Source organism: Enterobacter sp. UPMP2060, assembly GCF_053709655.1.
The window spans coordinates 702,068-720,520 of the sequence record NZ_JBSKJQ010000002.1; the positions used below are offsets into that span (position 1 = coordinate 702,068).

General features: G+C 56.3%; 17 protein-coding genes. 9 read left to right on the forward strand and 8 right to left on the reverse strand.

What is annotated here, in order from left to right:
- Positions 1-42: 42 nt before the first annotated feature.
- Positions 43-828: a zinc ABC transporter permease subunit ZnuB gene (znuB, locus tag ACWKXN_RS08775; protein WP_029741768.1), complete on the reverse strand. Its 786-nt coding sequence runs from the start codon at positions 826-828 to the stop codon at positions 43-45.
- Positions 825-1,580: a zinc ABC transporter ATP-binding protein ZnuC gene (znuC, locus tag ACWKXN_RS08780; protein ID WP_023312233.1), complete on the reverse strand. Its 756-nt coding sequence runs from the start codon at positions 1,578-1,580 to the stop codon at positions 825-827. Before znuC ends, znuB begins: the two co-directional genes overlap by 4 nt.
- Before the next feature lie 77 nt (positions 1,581-1,657).
- Here znuC and znuA point away from each other — a divergent pair, with 77 nt between their 5' ends.
- The 3 genes from znuA to lpxM all read left to right on the forward strand — a co-directional run bounded on the left by znuA (position 1,658) and on the right by lpxM (position 5,030).
- A complete protein-coding gene (znuA, locus tag ACWKXN_RS08785) occupies positions 1,658-2,602 on the forward strand; it encodes a zinc ABC transporter substrate-binding protein ZnuA (protein ID WP_045404493.1) in 945 nt (314 codons plus the stop codon).
- 15 nt (positions 2,603-2,617) lie between these two features.
- On the forward strand, positions 2,618-3,937 hold the full coding sequence (gene mepM, locus ACWKXN_RS08790) for a murein DD-endopeptidase MepM (protein WP_023312231.1): 1,320 nt from the start codon (positions 2,618-2,620) through the stop codon (positions 3,935-3,937).
- A 121-nt stretch (positions 3,938-4,058) separates the two neighbouring features.
- Complete coding sequence (lpxM, locus tag ACWKXN_RS08795; RefSeq protein ID WP_454543642.1) at positions 4,059-5,030, forward strand: lauroyl-Kdo(2)-lipid IV(A) myristoyltransferase; 972 nt, start codon at positions 4,059-4,061, stop codon at positions 5,028-5,030.
- A gap of 45 nt (positions 5,031-5,075) precedes the next feature.
- Here lpxM and pyk read toward each other — a convergent pair whose 3' ends face one another.
- A complete protein-coding gene (pyk, locus tag ACWKXN_RS08800) occupies positions 5,076-6,518 on the reverse strand; it encodes a pyruvate kinase (protein ID WP_039263653.1) in 1,443 nt (480 codons plus the stop codon).
- A 140-nt stretch (positions 6,519-6,658) separates the two neighbouring features.
- A complete protein-coding gene (locus ACWKXN_RS08805; protein WP_023312229.1) occupies positions 6,659-7,528 on the reverse strand; it encodes a MurR/RpiR family transcriptional regulator in 870 nt (289 codons plus the stop codon).
- Positions 7,529-7,884: 356 nt separating this feature from the next.
- On the opposite strand from ACWKXN_RS08805, the gene zwf reads away from it, so the two are divergent.
- The 3 genes from zwf to kdgA all read left to right on the forward strand — a co-directional run bounded on the left by zwf (position 7,885) and on the right by kdgA (position 12,085).
- A complete protein-coding gene (gene zwf, locus ACWKXN_RS08810; protein WP_023312228.1) occupies positions 7,885-9,360 on the forward strand; it encodes a glucose-6-phosphate dehydrogenase in 1,476 nt (491 codons plus the stop codon).
- Between the two features lie 232 nt (positions 9,361-9,592).
- Entirely contained in the window at positions 9,593-11,404 is a 1,812-nt protein-coding gene (edd, locus tag ACWKXN_RS08815; RefSeq protein WP_454543643.1) for a phosphogluconate dehydratase, read from the forward strand.
- A gap of 39 nt (positions 11,405-11,443) precedes the next feature.
- Positions 11,444-12,085, forward strand: coding sequence for a bifunctional 4-hydroxy-2-oxoglutarate aldolase/2-dehydro-3-deoxy-phosphogluconate aldolase (gene kdgA, locus ACWKXN_RS08820; protein ID WP_454543644.1), 642 nt, complete (start codon positions 11,444-11,446; stop codon positions 12,083-12,085).
- Between the two features lie 41 nt (positions 12,086-12,126).
- Here the strand turns inward: kdgA and purT are convergent, their stop codons facing one another.
- Entirely contained in the window at positions 12,127-13,305 is a 1,179-nt protein-coding gene (gene purT, locus ACWKXN_RS08825; protein ID WP_045888028.1) for a formate-dependent phosphoribosylglycinamide formyltransferase, read from the reverse strand.
- A gap of 170 nt (positions 13,306-13,475) precedes the next feature.
- On the opposite strand from purT, the gene ACWKXN_RS08830 reads away from it, so the two are divergent.
- Positions 13,476-14,123: a tellurite resistance TerB family protein gene (locus ACWKXN_RS08830; RefSeq protein WP_454543645.1), complete on the forward strand. Its 648-nt coding sequence runs from the start codon at positions 13,476-13,478 to the stop codon at positions 14,121-14,123.
- Between the two features lie 85 nt (positions 14,124-14,208).
- The gene (gene ptrB, locus ACWKXN_RS08835; protein ID WP_454543646.1) at positions 14,209-16,269 is read left to right on the forward strand and encodes an oligopeptidase B; all 2,061 of its coding nucleotides are present in this window, start codon (positions 14,209-14,211) and stop codon (positions 16,267-16,269) included.
- Here the strand turns inward: ptrB and exoX are convergent.
- From exoX to ACWKXN_RS08850, 3 genes are all read right to left on the reverse strand, one after another.
- On the reverse strand, positions 16,266-16,928 hold the full coding sequence (gene exoX / locus ACWKXN_RS08840) for an exodeoxyribonuclease X (RefSeq protein WP_010432611.1): 663 nt from the start codon (positions 16,926-16,928) through the stop codon (positions 16,266-16,268). The genes ptrB and exoX overlap by 4 nt on opposite strands.
- A gap of 24 nt (positions 16,929-16,952) precedes the next feature.
- The gene (locus ACWKXN_RS08845) at positions 16,953-17,603 is read right to left on the reverse strand and encodes a nitrilase-related carbon-nitrogen hydrolase (protein ID WP_454543647.1); all 651 of its coding nucleotides are present in this window, start codon (positions 17,601-17,603) and stop codon (positions 16,953-16,955) included.
- A 110-nt stretch (positions 17,604-17,713) separates the two neighbouring features.
- On the reverse strand, positions 17,714-17,944 hold the full coding sequence (locus ACWKXN_RS08850) for a DNA polymerase III subunit theta (protein WP_008500465.1): 231 nt from the start codon (positions 17,942-17,944) through the stop codon (positions 17,714-17,716).
- Between the two features lie 136 nt (positions 17,945-18,080).
- Here ACWKXN_RS08850 and yobA point away from each other — a divergent pair, with 136 nt between their 5' ends.
- Positions 18,081-18,452, forward strand: coding sequence for a CopC domain-containing protein YobA (gene yobA, locus ACWKXN_RS08855; protein ID WP_213729597.1), 372 nt, complete (start codon positions 18,081-18,083; stop codon positions 18,450-18,452).
- Position 18,453: the final 1 nt, after the last annotated feature.

Here is an 18,453-nt window from a genome sequence, read left to right on the forward strand (position 1 = left end):
CCCGAGGGAGAGGGCCAGGTGAGGGCTTCAGCGCCCTCCATGTTAATTCGCGGTCTTTTTCATCATACTGAAGATAAACAGCACCGCCGCACTCAGCACCACTGACGGCCCCGCAGGCGTGTCATAGAACGCCGAGAACGTTAACCCACCCGTTACCGCAATCATCCCGATAATCACGGCTACGCCGGCCATCTGCTCCGGCGTACGGGCAAAACGACGCGCCGTGGCGGCTGGGATGATCAGCAGCGACGTAATAATCAGCGCGCCGACAAACTTCATTGCGACACCAATCGTTAACGCCGTCACCAGCATCAGCAGCAGTTTTACGCGCTGCAGCTTCACGCCGTCGACAAATGCCAGATCCGGACTGACGGTCATGGCCAGTAAATTCCGCCACTGCCAGAGCAGAATAGCGAGCACCACCACCACGCCAACGGCGATAGCGATGAGATCTTCCGGCGTCACGGCCAGCAGGTCGCCGAAGAGGTAGGCCATCAGATCCACGCGGATGTTCGACATCAGGCTGACCACCACCAGGCCCAGAGACAGGGCACTGTGCGCCATAATGCCAAGCAGCGTATCAATGGCGAGGTGAGGGCGCTTTTCCAGCCAGACCAGACCGGCGGCCAGCAGCAGCGTGACCACAATCACCGCGTAGAAGGGGTTCACATCCAGCAGCAGACCAAAGGCAACGCCCAGCAGAGACGCATGCGCCAGGGTATCGCCAAAATAGGACATTCTGCGCCAGACAACAAACGAGCCGAGCGGGCCCGCGGCGCAGGCAAGCATAATCCCGGCCAGCCAGCCGGGCAGTAACAGTTCAATCATGAGTGTCCATTTCCCCGACGCAGTACGATTCGTCCCTGTAAATCATGGCGATGATTATGATGATGGCGGTAAATGCCCAGCTGTTCAGCGCCGCGGGGGCCGAACATGGAGATAAACTCCGGGTGCATTGACACCACTTCAGGCGTACCGGAACAGCAGATATGGTGGTTGAGACACAGCACTTCGTCGGTTTTTGCCATTACCAGATGCAGGTCGTGAGACACCATCAGCACGGCGCAATCAAGCTCCCGACGGAGCTGGTCGATCAAATCATAAAGCGCAACCTGACCATTCACATCCACACCCTGAGTTGGTTCATCCAGTACCAGCAGCTGCGGGCTGCTCAGCAGCGCGCGGGCAAGTAAAACACGCTGAGTTTCACCGCCGGACAGTTTTTGCAGCGGCGCATCGACAAGATGGCCCGCCTGCACGCGTTTTAGCGCCGGGAGAATATCGGCTTTACGAGTGCCGGGGCGCAGGCGCAGGAAACGGCTGACCGTTAGCGGCAGCGTGGCGTCGAGATGAAGTTTTTGCGGCACATAGCCAATACGCAATTTTTCCTCGCGCTTAATCACGCCTTCATCGGGTGCGACCAGACCCAGCACCACGCGCACCAGGGTGGATTTGCCTGCGCCATTGGGGCCGAGCAGCGTCAGAATTTTGCCGGGCTTCAGATCGAGCGACACGTCAGAGAGGACGCGGCGCTGCCCGAATGAGACCGAAATATTTTCAAGAGAAACCAATGTCGTCATGTCATTTTAAGCTTGAAGAAGTCAACGAATGTTATAATATCACATTCCACGCATTCACTACGATGATTAGTCGCATTATGTTACATAAAAATACGCTTCTTTTCGCAGCATTATCCGCTGCCCTTTGGGGTACAACCGCACAAGATGTTAACGCTGCGGTTGTCGCTTCGCTTAAACCACTCGGATTCATCGCGTCGGCCATTGCCGATGGGGTAACGGAAACCCAGGTTCTGCTCCCTGATGGTGCATCTGAGCATGACTATTCCCTGCGCCCGTCAGATGTAAAACGCTTACAAAACGCGGACTTAGTTGTCTGGATTGGTCCTGAAATGGAAGCGTTTATGCAAAAGTCAGCAAAACAGGTTGCTGGCGAAAAACAGGTCGCGATTGCCGAACTCTCCGGCGTGAAACCGTTGCTCATGAAAGGGGCGGATGACGACGGCGACGAACATGACCATCATGCCGCAGACGGCGAAAAAGGTGATGGAGATCACCATCACGGCGAGTACAACATGCATCTTTGGTTATCCCCTGAGATAGCGCGGCTTTCAGCGGTTGCAATCCACGACAAATTAGTGGAACTTATGCCGCAAAGTCGAGCCAAACTAGACGCCAACCTGAAGGATTTTGAGGCACAATTAGCCGCAACCGATAAGCAGGTTGGTAATGAGCTCGCACCGTTGAAAGGTAAAGGGTATTTCGTTTTTCATGACGCCTACGGCTATTACGAAAAACACTACGGTTTGACCCCACTGGGCCACTTCACCGTCAACCCTGAAATTCAGCCTGGTGCGCAGCGTTTACATGAAATCAGAACACAGTTGGTTGAGCAAAAAGCGACATGCGTTTTTGCTGAGCCACAGTTCAGGCCAGCGGTCGTAGAAGCCGTGGCCAGGGGAACATCCGTGCGCATGGGAACCCTTGACCCGCTAGGTACGAATATCCAGTTGAGCAAAGCGAGCTATTCGCAGTTCCTCAGCCAACTGGCGAACCAGTATGCGAGCTGCCTGAAAGGAGATTAACGAGGAAGTGAATACGTGCAACAGATAGCCCGCTCTGTCGCCCTGGCATTTAACAATCTGCCACGACCCCATCGCGTTATGCTGGGGTCGCTTACAGTACTCACCTTAGCGGTCGCCGTCTGGCGGCCCTATGTTTACCACCCGAGTTCTGCCCCTATCATTAAAACCATTGAGCTTGAAAAGAGCGAAATCCGTTCTTTGCTGCCTGAAGCCAGTGAGCCTATCGACCAGGCGGCTCAGGAAGATGAAGCCATCCCGCAGGATGAGCTGGACGATAAAACCGAGAACGAGGCGGGTATCCACGAATATGTTGTCTCTACCGGGGATACGCTGAGCAGCGTGCTGAACCAGTACGGCATCGACATGGGCAATATCAGCCAGCTGGCGGCTGCGGATAAAGATCTTCGTAACCTGAAAATCGGACAACAGCTCTCCTGGACTTTAACGGCGGATGGCGATCTCCAGCGTCTGACCTGGGAAATGTCCCGCCGCGAAACCCGCACCTACGATCGCACTGCAAACGGTTTCAAAATGACCAGCGAAATGCAGAAGGGCGACTGGGTTAACAGCGTTCTGAAAGGCACCGTGGGCGCGAGCTTTGTCTCCAGCGCGCGCGATGCAGGCCTGACCAGCGCTGAAATCAGTTCGGTGATCAAAGCCATGCAGTGGCAGATGGATTTCCGCAAGCTGAAGAAGGGCGATGAGTTCTCCGTCCTGATGTCCCGCGAAATGCTGGACGGCAAGCGCGAGCAAAGCCAACTGCTGGGCGTACGTCTGCGCTCTGAGGGCAAAGATTACTACGCGATTCGTGCCGAAGACGGTAAGTTCTATGACCGCACCGGTACGGGCCTTGCGAAAGGCTTCTTGCGCTTCCCGACGGCAAAACAGTTCCGCGTCTCCTCGAACTTTAACCCGCGTCGTCTGAACCCGGTAACCGGGCGCGTCGCGCCGCACCGTGGCGTTGACTTTGCCATGCCGCAGGGCACGCCGGTACTGGCGGTTGGCGATGGTGAAGTGGTGGTGGCCAAGCGTAGCGGTGCCGCCGGATATTATGTCGCGGTACGTCATGGTCGTACTTATACGACCCGCTATATGCACCTGCGTAAGCTGCTGGTGAAGCCGGGCCAGAAGGTGAAGCGTGGTGACCGTATCGCGATCTCCGGCAATACCGGACGCTCTACCGGCCCGCACCTGCACTATGAAGTGTGGATCAACCAGCAGGCCGTGAACCCGCTGACGGCGAAACTGCCGCGCACCGAAGGCCTGACAGGTAAAGATCGTACTGATTATCTGGCGCAGGTGAAAGAGGTGATGCCGCAGCTGAGCTTAAACTAAGCCCTCTGTTTTTGTTAAAAAAGCCGGCGCACATTGACGCCGGCTTTTTCTTTTGTGCGTGGACGACTGCCTCGCTACACTATCTGAATAAAATTTTGCGTCATCAGACCCTGGATCCAGCATGGAAACCAAAAAAAACAATATTGAATACATTCCTGAGTTTGAAAAATCCTTCCGCCTTCCGCGCAACTGGGGCGCCTGGCTTGGTGTCTACGCCTTTGCGGGGATGGCGATGCTGCCTGCTTCCGTACGCGATCCCGTTCTGGGGAAAATTGGCCGTCTGGCCGGGCGTTTAGGCAAGAGCGCCCGCCGCCGCGCGCAGATTAACCTCTATTACTGTTTTCCTGAGAAAAGCGACGCCGAGCGCGAGGCAATCATTGATGAAATGTACACCACCGCCCCGCAGGCAATGGCGATGATGGCTGAACTGGCGCTGAAAGGGCCGGATAAAATCGTCGATCGCGTTGACTGGAAAGGGCTGGACATCATCGAGGAGATGCGCCGCAATGACGAGAAAGTCATTTTCCTTGTTCCCCACGGCTGGGGCGTTGATATTCCGGCGATGCTGATGGCGTCTCAGGGCCAGAAAATGGCGGCGATGTTCCATAACCAGGGAAATAAAATCTACGATTTTGTCTGGAATACGGTGCGTCGTCGTTTTGGCGGACGTTTGCATGCGCGTAACGATGGCATTAAGCCCTTCATTCAGTCGGTGCGTCAGGGGTACTGGGGCTACTATCTGCCGGATCAGGACCACGGCCCAGAGCACAGCGAGTTTGTCGATTTCTTTGCGACCTATAAAGCGACGCTCCCCGCGATTGGTCGCCTGATGAAAGTCTGTCGTGCCCGCGTGATCCCGCTGTTCCCGGTCTATGACGGCAAAACGCATCGCCTGAGTATTGAGGTCCGTCCGCCGATGGATGATCTGCTGACCGCGGACGACCACACCATTGCGCGTCGAATGAACGAAGAGGTAGAAATCCTGGTGGGGCCGCATGCCGAACAGTACACGTGGATCCTGAAGCTGCTTAAAACGCGTAAGCCGGGTGAAACTGAGCCCTATAAACGCAAAGAGCTTTATCCGCGGAAATAAAAAAAGCCCTCTCCATCTGGAGAGGGCTTTTTAACACAGACATTATTACTCGACGGTCATAACGCGCGTGGTGTTGGTTGAGCCGATGGTGCTCATCACGTCGCCCTGGGTCACAATGACGATATCACCGGACACCAGATAGCCTTTATCGCGCAGCAGGTTTACGGCATCGTGTGCCGCAGCTACGCCGTCACTGGTGCTGTCGAAGTGAACCGGCGTCACGCCGCGGTACAGCGCCGTCAGGTTCAGGGTACGTTCGTGACGGGACATGGCGAAGATCGGCAGACCAGAGCTGATACGAGAGGTCATCAGCGCGGTGCGGCCAGATTCGGTCATGGTGATGATCGCGGTAACGCCCTTCAGATGGTTTGCCGCATACATCGCAGACATCGCTATCGCTTCTTCCACGTTGTCGAACTGCACGTCCAGACGGTGTTTAGAAACGTTGATGCTTGGGATCTTTTCAGCGCCCAGGCAGACGCGCGCCATAGCGGCCACGGTTTCTGCCGGATACTGGCCCGCAGCGGTTTCCGCAGAGAGCATCACCGCATCGGTACCGTCCAGCACGGCGTTAGCCACGTCCATGACTTCTGCACGGGTTGGCATTGGGTTGGTGATCATCGATTCCATCATCTGAGTCGCGGTGATCACCGCGCGGTTCAGCTGACGTGCGCGACGAATCAGCGCTTTCTGGATCCCTACCAGCTCAGGGTCGCCAATTTCCACGCCCAGGTCACCACGCGCAACCATCACCACGTCAGACGCGAGGATCACATCGTCCATGGCATCCTGATCGCAAACGGCTTCCGCGCGTTCAACTTTCGCGACGATTTTAGCATCGCAGCCTGCATCACGTGCCAGACGACGCGCATAGTTTAGATCTTCGCCGCAGCGCGGGAAGGAGACCGCCAGGTAGTCAACGCCGATCAGCGCAGCCGTCACGATGTCCGCTTTGTCTTTATCGGTAAGCGCTTCTGCAGAGAGGCCGCCGCCCAGTTTGTTGATGCCTTTATTGTTGGAGAGCGGGCCGCCGACGGTGACTTCGGTGAACACTTTCATGCCCTGAACTTCCAGCACCTTCAGCTGTACGCGACCGTCGTCGAGCAGCAGGATATCGCCTGGCACCACGTCAGCCGGCAGGCCTTTATAGTCGATACCGACTTTCTCTTTATCGCCTTCGCCTTTGCCCAGGTTGGCATCAAGCAGGAATTTGTCGCCGATATTGAGGAAAACCTTACCCTCTTTAAAGGTCGATACACGAATTTTTGGACCCTGCAAATCGCCGAGGATAGCAACGTGGCGGCCCAGTTTGGCTGCGATTTCACGCACTTTATCGGCACGTAATTTATGGTCTTCTGGCGTACCGTGAGAGAAGTTCATACGCACCACGTTGGCGCCGGCGGCGATAATTTTCTCAAGATTATTATCGCGATCGGTGGCCGGGCCTAAGGTGGTTACGATCTTGGTTCTGCGAAGCCTTCTGGACATGTAATACTCCGTTGACTGAAACAACTTTGGTGTTGCGTGAACATTGAATCGGCCTTCATCTGCTGCAAGGCAGCGGAGAGGGGACCGAATGCCGTAAATCGTTACATCGTAATTATTGGTTACGTCTTCGTTATCAACTATCAGGGAACATCGCTCTTTATAAGCAATTCTTTATCAAAACGCGATTCCTTCAGCGCTTCCTTGACCCGCTTCAAGTTATCCCGGAATTTTGCGCCCCGACGTAAGGTAAAACCGGTTGCCAGCACGTCAATCACGGTGAGCTGCGCCAGTCGGGAAACCATCGGCATATAAATGTCGGTGTCTTCCGGCACGTCGAGGGTGATCGCCAGCGTCGCCTCACGCGCCAGCGGCGTGCCTGCCGTGGTGAGGGCAATCACCATGGCATCGTTTTCACGGGCCAGCTGCGCCAGCTCTACCTGACTCTTGGTGCGGCCGGTGTGCGAAATCAGTACCACGACGTCATCTTCACTGCAATTCATACAGCTCATGCGTTGCAGCACAATGTCATCGGAATAAATCACCGGGACGTTAAAGCGGAAAAATTTGTTCATGGCGTCATGCGCCACGGCGGCAGACGACCCGAGACCAAAGAACGCAATCCGCTTGGCCTGGGTGAGCAAATCCACCGCGCGATTCACGGAACTCATGTCCAGAGACTGGCGGACGTGGTCAAGCGAAGCCATAGCCGATTCAAAAATTTTCGCGGTATAGGCATCAACGCTGTCGTCTTCATCCACATTACGATTAACATATGGGGTGCCGTTAGCCAGACTTTGTGCCAGATGCAGTTTAAAATCAGGAAAGCCGCGCGTTTCGAGGCTGCGGCAAAAGCGATTGACCGTCGGTTCGCTAACACCCGCTTCCTGTGCCAGAGCGGCGATGCTTGAATGAATCGCCTGAGCGGGGGAGGCGAGAATGACCTCGGCCACTTTTCGCTCGGATTTGCTAAGGTGTTCCAGTTGAAACTGGATTTTTTCCAGCATGTTCATGTTAACAGGACGCTCATGGGTGTAAACGATTTCATAAATTGATGAAATCGTGATTCGATTTAACCGATATTACCCTTGTGGCTTCCATTAAGGGTAACAATCGACAAGATAATGTTGTTGTTTTTTTTCATTACTTGATCGGTGTCGGGTTTTGCTGTGACCCCGTTGCGCAAAGAAACGACGGTTGTTGCGTCATTGCGCCGTCGTAATCCTCCAAAGGGGGAAAAATCGCGTTATCGCACGCGACGATAAGCGCTAATGGTTTCGGGAATGACGTAAAAGCAGTACAGTGCATTGTAATAAAATTACAACGATACCTGGCAGAAGTACCAGGTGATCCAACTGAGGAGAATGACATGGCGGTAACGCAAACAGCCCAGGCATGTGACCTGGTCATTTTCGGCGCGAAAGGCGATCTTGCACGCCGAAAATTGCTGCCTTCCCTGTATCAACTGGAGAAAGCGGGCCAAATTCATCCGGATACCCGTATCCTGGGTGTCGGGCGCGCCGACTGGGATAAGGACGCTTATACCAAAGTCGTCCGCGAGGCGCTCGAAACTTTCATGAAAGAAAAAATTGATGAAAGTTTGTGGGATACCCTGAGTGGACGCCTCGATTTCTGCAACCTGGACGTTAATGACGTCAGCGCGTTTACCCGCTTAGGCGCGATGCTGGATCAGAAAAACCGTGTCACCATTAACTATTTCGCCATGCCGCCAAGCACCTTCGGCGCCATCTGCAAAGGTCTGGGCGAAGCCAAACTGAACGCCAAACCGGCGCGCGTCGTGATGGAGAAGCCGCTGGGTACGTCGCTGGCAACCTCGCGTGAAATCAACGACCAGGTGGGCGAGTTCTTTGAAGAGTGCCAGGTCTACCGTATCGACCACTACCTCGGTAAAGAGACGGTACTGAACCTGCTGGCGCTGCGTTTTGCTAACTCCCTGTTTGTGAATAACTGGGACAACCGCACTATTGACCACGTGGAAATCACCGTGGCGGAAGAGGTGGGGATTGAAGGTCGCTGGGGCTACTTTGACCAGGCCGGTCAGATGCGCGACATGATCCAGAACCACCTGCTGCAAATTCTGTGCATGATTGCCATGTCTCCACCGTCTGACCTGACGGCTGACAGCATCCGTGATGCAAAAGTGAAAGTGCTGAAGTCACTGCGCCGCATCGATCGCTCCAACGTGCGTGAGAAGACCGTCCGCGGCCAGTACACCGCCGGTTTTGCGCAAGGCAAAAAAGTGCCGGGCTACCTGGAAGAAGAGGGCGCGAACAAGTCCAGCAACACCGAGACGTTCGTGGCGATCCGCGTGGATATCGACGACTGGCGCTGGGCGGGCGTTCCGTTCTACCTGCGCACCGGTAAACGTCTACCAGCCAAATGTTCCGAAGTGGTGGTTTACTTCAAAAACCCGGAACTTAACCTGTTCAAAGAGTCCTGGCAGGAACTGCCGCAGAACAAGCTGACTATTCGGCTGCAGCCGGACGAGGGCGTGGATATCCAGATCCTGAACAAAGTGCCGGGGCTGGATCATAAACACAACCTGCAGACCACCAAGCTGGATCTGAGCTACTCCGAAACCTTTAACCAGACGCACCTGGCCGATGCTTACGAGCGTCTGCTGCTGGAAACCATGCGCGGTATCCAGGCGCTGTTCGTGCGCCGCGATGAAGTGGAAGAGGCGTGGAAATGGGTCGACTCCATCACCGAAGCCTGGGCGGCCGATCAGGATGCGCCAAAACCGTATCAGGCGGGGACCTGGGGACCGGTCGCGTCGGTGGCGATGATCACCCGCGATGGCCGCTCCTGGAACGAGTTTGAGTAAGATAATCCTCTAGCTCGAAAGTGTTATTTTACCGGTAACATGATCTAACACAGCTAGTGGCACAATTTTCAACTTTTAAGCTCCGCGTGGATTCACCCGCGGAGCTTTTTTTATTACACTGCCGGAAGTGATTTTGCCCCTGAGCTCCGGACAGCAAGCGTTTCAGCGTTGTTAACAACTGCCAGCGACTTTGTAAACTCCCGAGCCGGACAGATAATTTAGAGGAGCTTTTATGAATCCGACATTGTTACGCGTAACACAGCGCATTATCGAGCGCTCGAAAGAGACCCGTTCGGCCTACCTCGCCCGGATTGAACAGGCAAAGAGCAGCACCGTCCACCGATCTCAGCTGGCCTGCGGGAACCTGGCGCACGGCTTCGCCGCCTGCCAGCCTGATGATAAAGCGTCGCTGAAAAGCATGTTGCGTAACAATATCGCCATTATTACCTCCTATAACGATATGCTTTCCGCCCACCAGCCGTATGAGGTCTATCCCGCTATCATCCGTAACGCGCTGCACAGCGTAAATGCGGTGGGCCAGGTGGCGGGCGGTGTACCTGCCATGTGCGACGGCGTGACGCAGGGGCAGGACGGTATGGAGCTATCCCTGCTGAGCCGCGAAGTGATTGCCATGTCTGCCGCGGTGGGGCTGTCACACAATATGTTCGATGGCGCGCTGTACCTCGGCGTGTGCGACAAGATTGTCCCGGGCCTGGTGATGGCGGCGCTGTCGTTTGGGCATCTGCCTGCGATCTTCGTCCCGTCCGGCCCGATGGCAAGCGGTCTGCCGAACAAAGAAAAAGTGCGTATTCGCCAGCTGTACGCGGAAGGGAAAGCAGACCGTCAGGCGCTGCTGGAGGCGGAAGCCGCGTCCTATCATGCGCCGGGAACCTGTACGTTCTACGGTACGGCTAACACTAACCAGATGGTCGTGGAATTTATGGGAATGCAGCTTCCGGGCTCGTCCTTTATCCAGCCGGATGCGCCGCTGCGCAAGGCGCTGACCGAGGCCGCAGCCCGTCAGGTGACGCGTCTGACCGGCAACGGCAACGAATGGATGCCGATGGGCAAAATGGTTGACGAAAAAGTCATCGTCAACGGGATTGTCGCGCTGCTGGCAACCGGGGGGTCAACCAACCACACCATGCATCTGGTGGCCATGGCGCGTGCGGCGGGCATTCTGATTAACTGGGATGACTTCTCCGAGATCTCTTCCGTGGTGCCGCTGATGGCGCGCCTGTACCCGAACGGTCCGGCGGATATCAACCACTTCCAGGCCGCAGGCGGCGTACCGCTGCTGATGCGCGAGCTGCTGAAAGGCGGACTGCTGCATGAAGACGTGAATACCGTGGCGGGCTTTGGCCTTCAGCGCTACACCCAGGAGCCGTGGCTGAACAACGGCGAGCTGGACTGGCGTGAAGGGGCGAGCACGTCTCTTGATGCGCAGGTGATTGCCACTATCGACAAACCGTTCTCTCCTCATGGCGGCACCAAAGTGCTGAGCGGCAACCTCGGCCGCGCGGTAATGAAGACCTCTGCCGTACCGGAAGAGAACCAGGTGATCGAAGCGCCGGCGGTGGTATTTGAAAGCCAGCACGACGTGTTACCGGCCTTTGACGCCGGTCTTCTTGATAAAGACTGCGTGGTCGTGGTGCGTCACCAGGGGCCTAAAGCCAACGGGATGCCAGAATTACATAAACTTATGCCACCACTTGGTGTATTATTGGACCGCCGTTTCAAAATTGCGCTAGTCACCGATGGACGCCTCTCCGGGGCATCCGGTAAAGTGCCTTCAGCCATCCACGTGACGCCGGAAGCCTACGACGGCGGTCTGCTGGCGAAAGTACGCGACGGTGACATGATCCGCGTGAACGGCCAGACGGGCGAGTTAACCCTGCTGGTGGATGAAGCCGAGCTGGCGGCACGTCAGCCCCATATTCCTGACCTGAGCGCATCGCGCGTGGGGACCGGACGCGAAATGTTCAGCGCGCTGCGTGAGAAACTCTCCGGTGCGGAGCAGGGCGCAACCTGTATTACGTTTTAAGACGACTTGATTTTAACGATCTGGCGAGAGAAAACTCTGATGAAAAACTGGAAAACAAGTGCAGAAGCAATCCTGACCACTGGCCCTGTCGTGCCGGTTATCGTGGTAAACAAGCTGGAGCACGCTGTACCGATGGCGAAAGCGCTGGTTGCGGGTGGCGTTCGCGTTCTGGAAGTGACCCTGCGCACCGCCTGCGCGATGGATGCTATCCGCGCTATCGCGAAAGAAGTGCCTGACGCCATCATCGGTGCGGGTACCGTTCTCAACGCGCAGCAGCTGGCGGAAGTGACCGAAGCGGGCGCGCAGTTCGCCATCAGCCCTGGCCTGACCGAGCCGCTGCTGAAAGCCGCCACCGAAGGTACCATTCCTCTGATCCCGGGCATCAGCACCGTCTCTGAACTGATGCTGGGCATGGACTACGGTCTGAAAGAGTTCAAATTCTTCCCGGCTGAAGCGAACGGCGGCACCAAAGCGCTGCAGGCGATTGCGGGTCCTTTCTCTCAGGTACGCTTCTGTCCGACGGGCGGTATCTCTCCTGCCAACTACCGTGACTACCTGGCGCTGAAAAGCGTGCTGTGCATCGGCGGTTCATGGCTGGTTCCGGCGGATGTGCTGGAAGCGGGCGACTGGGATCGCATCACCAAACTGGCTCGTGAAGCGGTTGAAGGCGCGAAGCAGTAAGCCACTCGCCGCATGAAAAACGGGCCTTACGGCCCGTTTTTTTATCCTGCAACCTTGACGCTCGCAGCGGCCGCTTTCGCTCTCGCCACGGCGTCGTCAACGTTATCCCCGGTGGCTAATGCCACGCCAAGACGGCGAGTTCCGTCGATCTCCGGCTTGCCGAACAGGCGTACCTGCAATCCTGCGCCCACCGCCCCGTCGACGTTATCAAACGTGACGTTCTGGCTGGTTAACTGCGGCAGGATCACCGCCGAGGCGGCAGGGCCATACTGACGAACACCGCCGACGGGCAGGCCGAGGAAGGCGCGCACGTGCAGGGCGAACTCGGAGAGATCCTGCGAAATCAGCGTGACCATGCCGGTGTCATGCGGGCGAGGGGAGACTTCGCTGAAAATCACCTCATCACCGCATACAAACAGCTCCACGCCGAACAGGCCATAGCCGCCCAGCGCCAGGACGGTTTTACGAGCGATCTCCTGAGCACGCTCCAGCGCCAGGGCGCTCATCTGCTGCGGCTGCCAGGATTCGCGGTAATCGCCATCTTCCTGACGGTGACCAATCGGGTCGCAGAAATGGACGCCGTCAACGGCGCTGACGGTCAGCAGGGTGATTTCGAAATCAAACTTCACGACGCCTTCGACGATCACGCGACCGGCTCCGGCACGGCCGCCCTGCTGGGCATAATCCCACGCGTTATCCAGGGTGCCGCTGTCGCGAATAAAGCTCTGTCCTTTTCCGGAGGAGCTCATCACCGGCTTAACGATGCACGGGTAGCCAATTTCCTCGACGGCCTGCAGAAACGCGGCCTTATCGCCAGCAAAACGGTAGCTCGAGGTGGGCAATCCCAGCTCTTCCGCCGCCAGGCGACGAATGCCTTCGCGGTTCATGGTCAGCTTTGCGGCTTTCGCACAGGGCACCACGCGCTGGCCTTCCTGCTCCAGGGCGATCAGCGTATCGGTGGCGATGGCCTCAATTTCCGGCACGACAAAATCGGGTTTTTCGCGCGTAATCAGTTCGCGAAGGGCATCGCCATCCAGCATGTTAATCACATAAGAACGATGGGCGACGTGCATGGCGGGTGCGTCGGCGTAACGGTCTACGGCAATAACTTCCACACCTAAACGCTGGCACTCAATGGCGACCTCTTTCCCCAGCTCGCCCGATCCCAACAGCATCACTCGCGTCGCCGCAGGTCGCAGCGCAGTTCCTAAACGAATCATAACAATCCCCCTGAAAAAGTTGCGCGCAGTATAAACGAAAACGTTTGCGTCTGTCTTGTGCACGGCTAAGCGAGGGGACAGAAATTTGCGCATCTTTAGCCCGACCAGACATTTCCTGACGCCTGCTCGCTTACGCTGTGAAACATGTTCACCGTTAAGTGAGGGAAACCATGTCTGGCTGGTTAAATCAATTGCAATCCCTGTTAGGGCAGAAAACATCGTCTGGCGAGCGGGACCTCAGCAAACTGCTGGTACCCGGGGCGCTCGGCGGGCTGGCAGGCCTGCTTGTCGCGAATAAATCCTCACGTAAGCTGCTGGCAAAGTATGGTACAGGCGCGCTGCTGGCCGGCGGCGGCGCCATCGCGGGCACCGTGCTGTGGGATAAATACAAGGACAGAATACGGACCGCGCACAGCGATGAACCGCATTACGGCGAGCACACCTCGCCGCTGGATCTGCGTACCGAACGGCTCATTCTTGCGCTGGTTTTTGCCGCGAAAAGCGACGGGCATATTGACGATAAGGAACGAGCGGCGATCGAGCAGCAGCTGCGCGAAGCCGGCGTTGAAGAGAAGGGAAGAGTGCTGGTGGCGCAGGCGATAGAACAGCCGCTCGAGCCGCAGCGTCTTGCCCAAAGTGTGAAAAATGAGGAAGAGGCGCTGGAGCTCTATTTCCTCAGCTGCGCAGCCATCGATATCGATCATTTTATGGAGCGGAGCTACCTTAACGCCCTGGGCGATGCGTTAAAGATCCCTCAGGACGTGCGCGAGGGCATTGAGCGGGATATCCGGGAGCAAAAACAGGCGTTACAGGGATAGTCGTCGCCGTCGCGACGCTGTTTCGCTTGCATCATGCGTGGGTTTTGCCAACCTTATAGGGTGTAAATCTTAAAAGAATGATGACATGCCACCGAAAGCCCGACGTACTCCTTATGCGATCACCACGCATGGCGATACGCGTATAGACAACTATTACTGGCTGCGGGACGATTCGCGCTCCCGGCCAGAGGTACTCGACTACCTGCACGAGGAAAACGACTATGGCCGCAAGGTCATGTCCAGCCAGCAGACGCTTCAGGACCAGCTCCTGAATGAAATGGTGCAGCGTATTCCCCAGCGCGATATCTCCGCGCCCTGGACCAAAAACGGCTATCGCTATCGCCATATTTACGAGCCCGGCAATGAGTATCCCATCTACCAGCGTCAGTCGGTGTTAAGCGCCGAATGGGATGAGTGGGATATTCTGCTGGATGCCAACCAGCGCGCCGCCCACAGCGAGTTTTATACCCTGGGCGGCATGTCCATTTCCCCTGACAACGCGGTGATGGCGCTGGCGGAGGATTATCTCTCCCGCCGCCAGTACGGCCTGCGGTTTCGCAATCTGGAGACCGGCAACTGGTATCCGGAAATGCTGGAAAACGTCTCCCCGGATTTTGTCTGGGCGAATGATTCCGAGACGGTTTACTACGTTAAAAAGCACGTGTCGACGCTGCTGCCTTACCAGGTGTGGCGACATACCGTGGGAACAGACTCCGCTGACGACGAGCTGGTTTATGAAGAGAAAGACGAAACGTTTTATGTCAGCCTGCATAAAACCTCCTCACGCCACTATGTGATTATCTTCCTTGCCAGCGCGACGACGTCGGAAGTCCTGCTGCTGGATGCCGAACTGCCGGACGCCCAGCCGCTCTGTTTCCTGCCGCGCCGCAAGGATCACGAGTACAGCCTGGATCACTTCCAGCACAGCTTTTATTTGCGCTCCAATCGCGAGGGCAAAAACTTTGGTCTCTATAAAACCAAAGTGCGCGATGAGCGAAAGTGGGAGGTGCTTATCCCCGCGCGGGATCAGGTGATGCTGGAAGGGTTCACCCTCTTTACCGACTGGCTGGTGGTGGAAGAGCGCCAGCGCGGGCTGACCAGTATCCGGCAAATCAACCGAAAAACCCGGGAAGTGGTGGGGATTGCGTTTGATGACCCGGCCTACGTGACGTGGATTGGGTTCAACCCTGAACCCGAATCGTCGCGGTTGCGCTACGGCTACTCCTCCATGACCACGCCGGACACCTTGTTTGAGCTGGATATGGATACCGGGCAGCGCCAGGTGATTAAACAGACCGAGGTAAAAGGGTTTGAGTCCGACAACTACCGCAGCGAGCACCTGTGGGTCACCGCCCGTGATGGCGTGGAGGTGCCGGTCTCTCTTGTTTACCATCGGGCTCATTTCCAGAAAGGCAAAAACCCGATTCTGGTGTACGGCTACGGCTCGTATGGCTCAAGCATGGACGCCGATTTCAGCAGCAGCCGGCTAAGCCTGCTCGATCGCGGTTTTGTTTTCGCCATCGCCCATATTCGCGGCGGCGGTGAGCTGGGCCAGCACTGGTATGAAGACGGGAAATTCCTGAAGAAGAAAAACACCTTCAATGACTACCTCGACGTCTGCGATGCGCTGATTGAGCAGGGCTACGGCGATCCCCAGCTCTGCTTTGGGATGGGCGGCAGCGCGGGCGGCATGCTGATGGGGGCGGCGATCAACCAGCGTCCCGATCGCTTTAAGGGGATTGTCGCGCAGGTACCGTTTGTCGATGTGGTCACGACCATGCTCGATGAATCCATTCCTCTTACCACCGGGGAGTTTGAGGAGTGGGGGAATCCGCAGGATGAGATGTACTACCGCTATATGAAAGAGTACAGCCCGTACGATAACGTGGAGGCGAAAGCCTACCCGCATATGCTGGTCACCACCGGTTTGCATGATTCTCAGGTGCAATACTGGGAGCCGGCAAAATGGGTGGCAAAACTGCGTGAGCTGAAAACCGATGACAATCTGCTGCTGCTGTGTACCGATATGGATTCAGGACACGGGGGGAAATCGGGGCGATTTAAATCGTACGAAGGGGTTGCGCTGGAATATGCCTTTTTAATAGGCCTGGCGCAGGACACGCTGCCAGGCCGTGCGGAGCGTTAAGCATCGCCCAGATAATGTTTCAGCGTTAAGCGCAGTTCCGGGCTCATTCTGTCGAGGTTGTTATACAGCCAGCGCAAATAGCCCGGGTCTTTATCCGCCACCTCGGACACCGGCTTCCCGCGATATTTACCAAAGGTAAACGTGGTCAGCAGCGCGGGACGTCCGGTGATGGTTGCCATATCATCCGGTGTCCAGCCAGAGATATTCATGATATCAATCAGCAACGCGGCGGTGATATAGCAGTCATACAGGGCGCGGTGATGGTGAAGCCCCTCAGGGGTACGAACGCTCAGCTTGCGGGACTTGTACAGCGCCATGTTGCTGTATTTAATCCCCGGCCAGAGACGACGCGCCAGCTTCATGGTGCAAATCCATTCCCCCGGCATTTCAGGCAACACCCGGCGGTCAAAGCTGGCGTTATGCGCGACGTACCACGGGCTACCGTAGTAGTGCGGAATAATCTCTTCGATCCACGGCTTATCCGCCACCATCGATTCGGTAATGCGATGGATAGCCATCGCCTGTGGGCTGATGGGGCGATCGGGACGCACCAGATGGCTCATGGGGTTGACGATTTTACCATCAACCACGTCGACAGAGGCCACTTCCACTATTCCGCCCTGAAGATCGCAAGTTTCGGTATCGATGACGCGCAGCATTGAAAACTCCTGAGCTTAAAACGCCTAGCCTAAAGGAATGATATCGCCTTGCCAACCCTCTCCGCCGAGCGTGCCGGTCACCAGAAGCTCGCCCTTATCCGCGCGCACGATCAGCTGGCCTTTTTCATCCCACAGCGCGCTGCCGCCGCAGGCGTTCGCCATCAGCACCGCAATGGCATATTTATGCGCGAAGCGCTGCAGGTTACTGATGGACTGCCGCCAGCGATTATCCCCCACCGACTGGCAGCTGGTAACAAGCGTTGCCCGGGGATCGAGATTGGGCGAATCGGGATGTGCATCAAGGATGGTAAGGTGTTTATCCCCCGGCACGAGGCTGGCACCGCGCCCTTGCGGATAGCGCAAAATGCGATGGCGAGCGGGCGAAAACAGCACAAGGCCTTTCTGGCGCTGGCCATTCTGCTCCAGGGGGAGCCCGGCAATAACGGTGATCTGGTGTTGATGTGCCGCGTTGAGCAGCGGCTCCAGCTGCGCGTCATCGGGCGGGGGAGGTAACGTCGGCGAGCCAGAGCCCGTTAATGAGAGTTCAGGGAAAACCAGCAGATCGCACCGCTGCCGTGCTGCTTCGGCGATGAAGCGCAGGTGGTGCTTAACATGGTCATCTACAGTCTGATGCAGCCCGCCATACTGGGCTGCCGCTATATTCCAATGTGACATAGTGACTTCCTTATACACTGAGTCGCAGAGATTTAAGAATACACCTAAAATAATCAGGGTTTTCTTATCCTGCCAGATTCCGCGTAAGGAAATGTAACGACTCGTTAAGCTTATTTAACTTTAGGCTCGTACGGTAAACGGGAGAGGTTGACCGAGGCGAGGCGGTGGGCGATGAGTCTTTCGCGAAACCAGTCGCGCAGATGGGCGGGCTGTTCCCGTTCCACGACTTCAGCCACGACGGGCATGTTGTAACGCTCTTTGAACGCGACGCCAGCGGCAGCGAGATCGACATTCACTTTATCCATCTCGTCCTGCGGAAGGGCGGCCAGATTGATCTTCATTACCTTCTCCTTTTTATGCGGCGGCAACGTTACCGCGATTGCACGACGATGACAAGCGGAGGCAGGATGATCCTCGACTCGTTTATTATACAGCGTTATTCTTTAGCATACAGACATAACAAAAAGGAATGATAGGATGGGTTTCTCCGCTTCCCGCGCGGTCTGCGCACTGGTTTTTGTGGCCTCGACAATGATGACGCCTTCCGTGCTGGCACATGCACATCTTAAACAGCAGATCCCGGCAGCAGACAGCGTGGTGACCGCACCGCAGGCACTTACGCTGAATTTTTCAGAAGGTATCGAACCTGGATTTAGCGGTGTAGTGGTAACGGATGCGCAAAAGCAGATCGTCAAAACGGGAACCGCTACGCGCGACGAAAAGAACAAAGCTCAGCTTACCGTGCCGCTGGAACAAACGCTGGCATCAGGGACTTACCAGGTGGACTGGCATGTGGTCTCCGTGGACGGCCATAAAACCAAAGGCAGCTATCACTTTAGCGTGAAATAGC

Coding starts and splice junctions, on each gene's coding strand:
- lpxM (WP_454543642.1), top strand. CDS start 4,059: ATGGAAACCAAAAAAAACAATATTGAATACATTCCTGAGTTTGAAAAA.
- ptrB (WP_454543646.1), top strand. CDS start 14,209: ATGCCACCGAAAGCCCGACGTACTCCTTATGCGATCACCACGCATGGC.
- yobA (WP_213729597.1), top strand. CDS start 18,081: ATGGGTTTCTCCGCTTCCCGCGCGGTCTGCGCACTGGTTTTTGTGGCC.
- znuA (WP_045404493.1), top strand. CDS start 1,658: ATGTTACATAAAAATACGCTTCTTTTCGCAGCATTATCCGCTGCCCTT.
- ACWKXN_RS08830 (WP_454543645.1), top strand. CDS start 13,476: ATGTCTGGCTGGTTAAATCAATTGCAATCCCTGTTAGGGCAGAAAACA.
- znuB (WP_029741768.1), bottom strand. CDS start 828: ATGATTGAACTGTTACTGCCCGGCTGGCTGGCCGGGATTATGCTTGCC.
- ACWKXN_RS08850 (WP_008500465.1), bottom strand. CDS start 17,944: ATGAAGATCAATCTGGCCGCCCTTCCGCAGGACGAGATGGATAAAGTG.
- kdgA (WP_454543644.1), top strand. CDS start 11,444: ATGAAAAACTGGAAAACAAGTGCAGAAGCAATCCTGACCACTGGCCCT.
- znuC (WP_023312233.1), bottom strand. CDS start 1,580: ATGACGACATTGGTTTCTCTTGAAAATATTTCGGTCTCATTCGGGCAG.
- purT (WP_045888028.1), bottom strand. CDS start 13,305: ATGATTCGTTTAGGAACTGCGCTGCGACCTGCGGCGACGCGAGTGATG.
- exoX (WP_010432611.1), bottom strand. CDS start 16,928: ATGCTGCGCGTCATCGATACCGAAACTTGCGATCTTCAGGGCGGAATA.
- ACWKXN_RS08845 (WP_454543647.1), bottom strand. CDS start 17,603: ATGTCACATTGGAATATAGCGGCAGCCCAGTATGGCGGGCTGCATCAG.
- zwf (WP_023312228.1), top strand. CDS start 7,885: ATGGCGGTAACGCAAACAGCCCAGGCATGTGACCTGGTCATTTTCGGC.
- ACWKXN_RS08805 (WP_023312229.1), bottom strand. CDS start 7,528: ATGAACATGCTGGAAAAAATCCAGTTTCAACTGGAACACCTTAGCAAA.
- pyk (WP_039263653.1), bottom strand. CDS start 6,518: ATGTCCAGAAGGCTTCGCAGAACCAAGATCGTAACCACCTTAGGCCCG.
- edd (WP_454543643.1), top strand. CDS start 9,593: ATGAATCCGACATTGTTACGCGTAACACAGCGCATTATCGAGCGCTCG.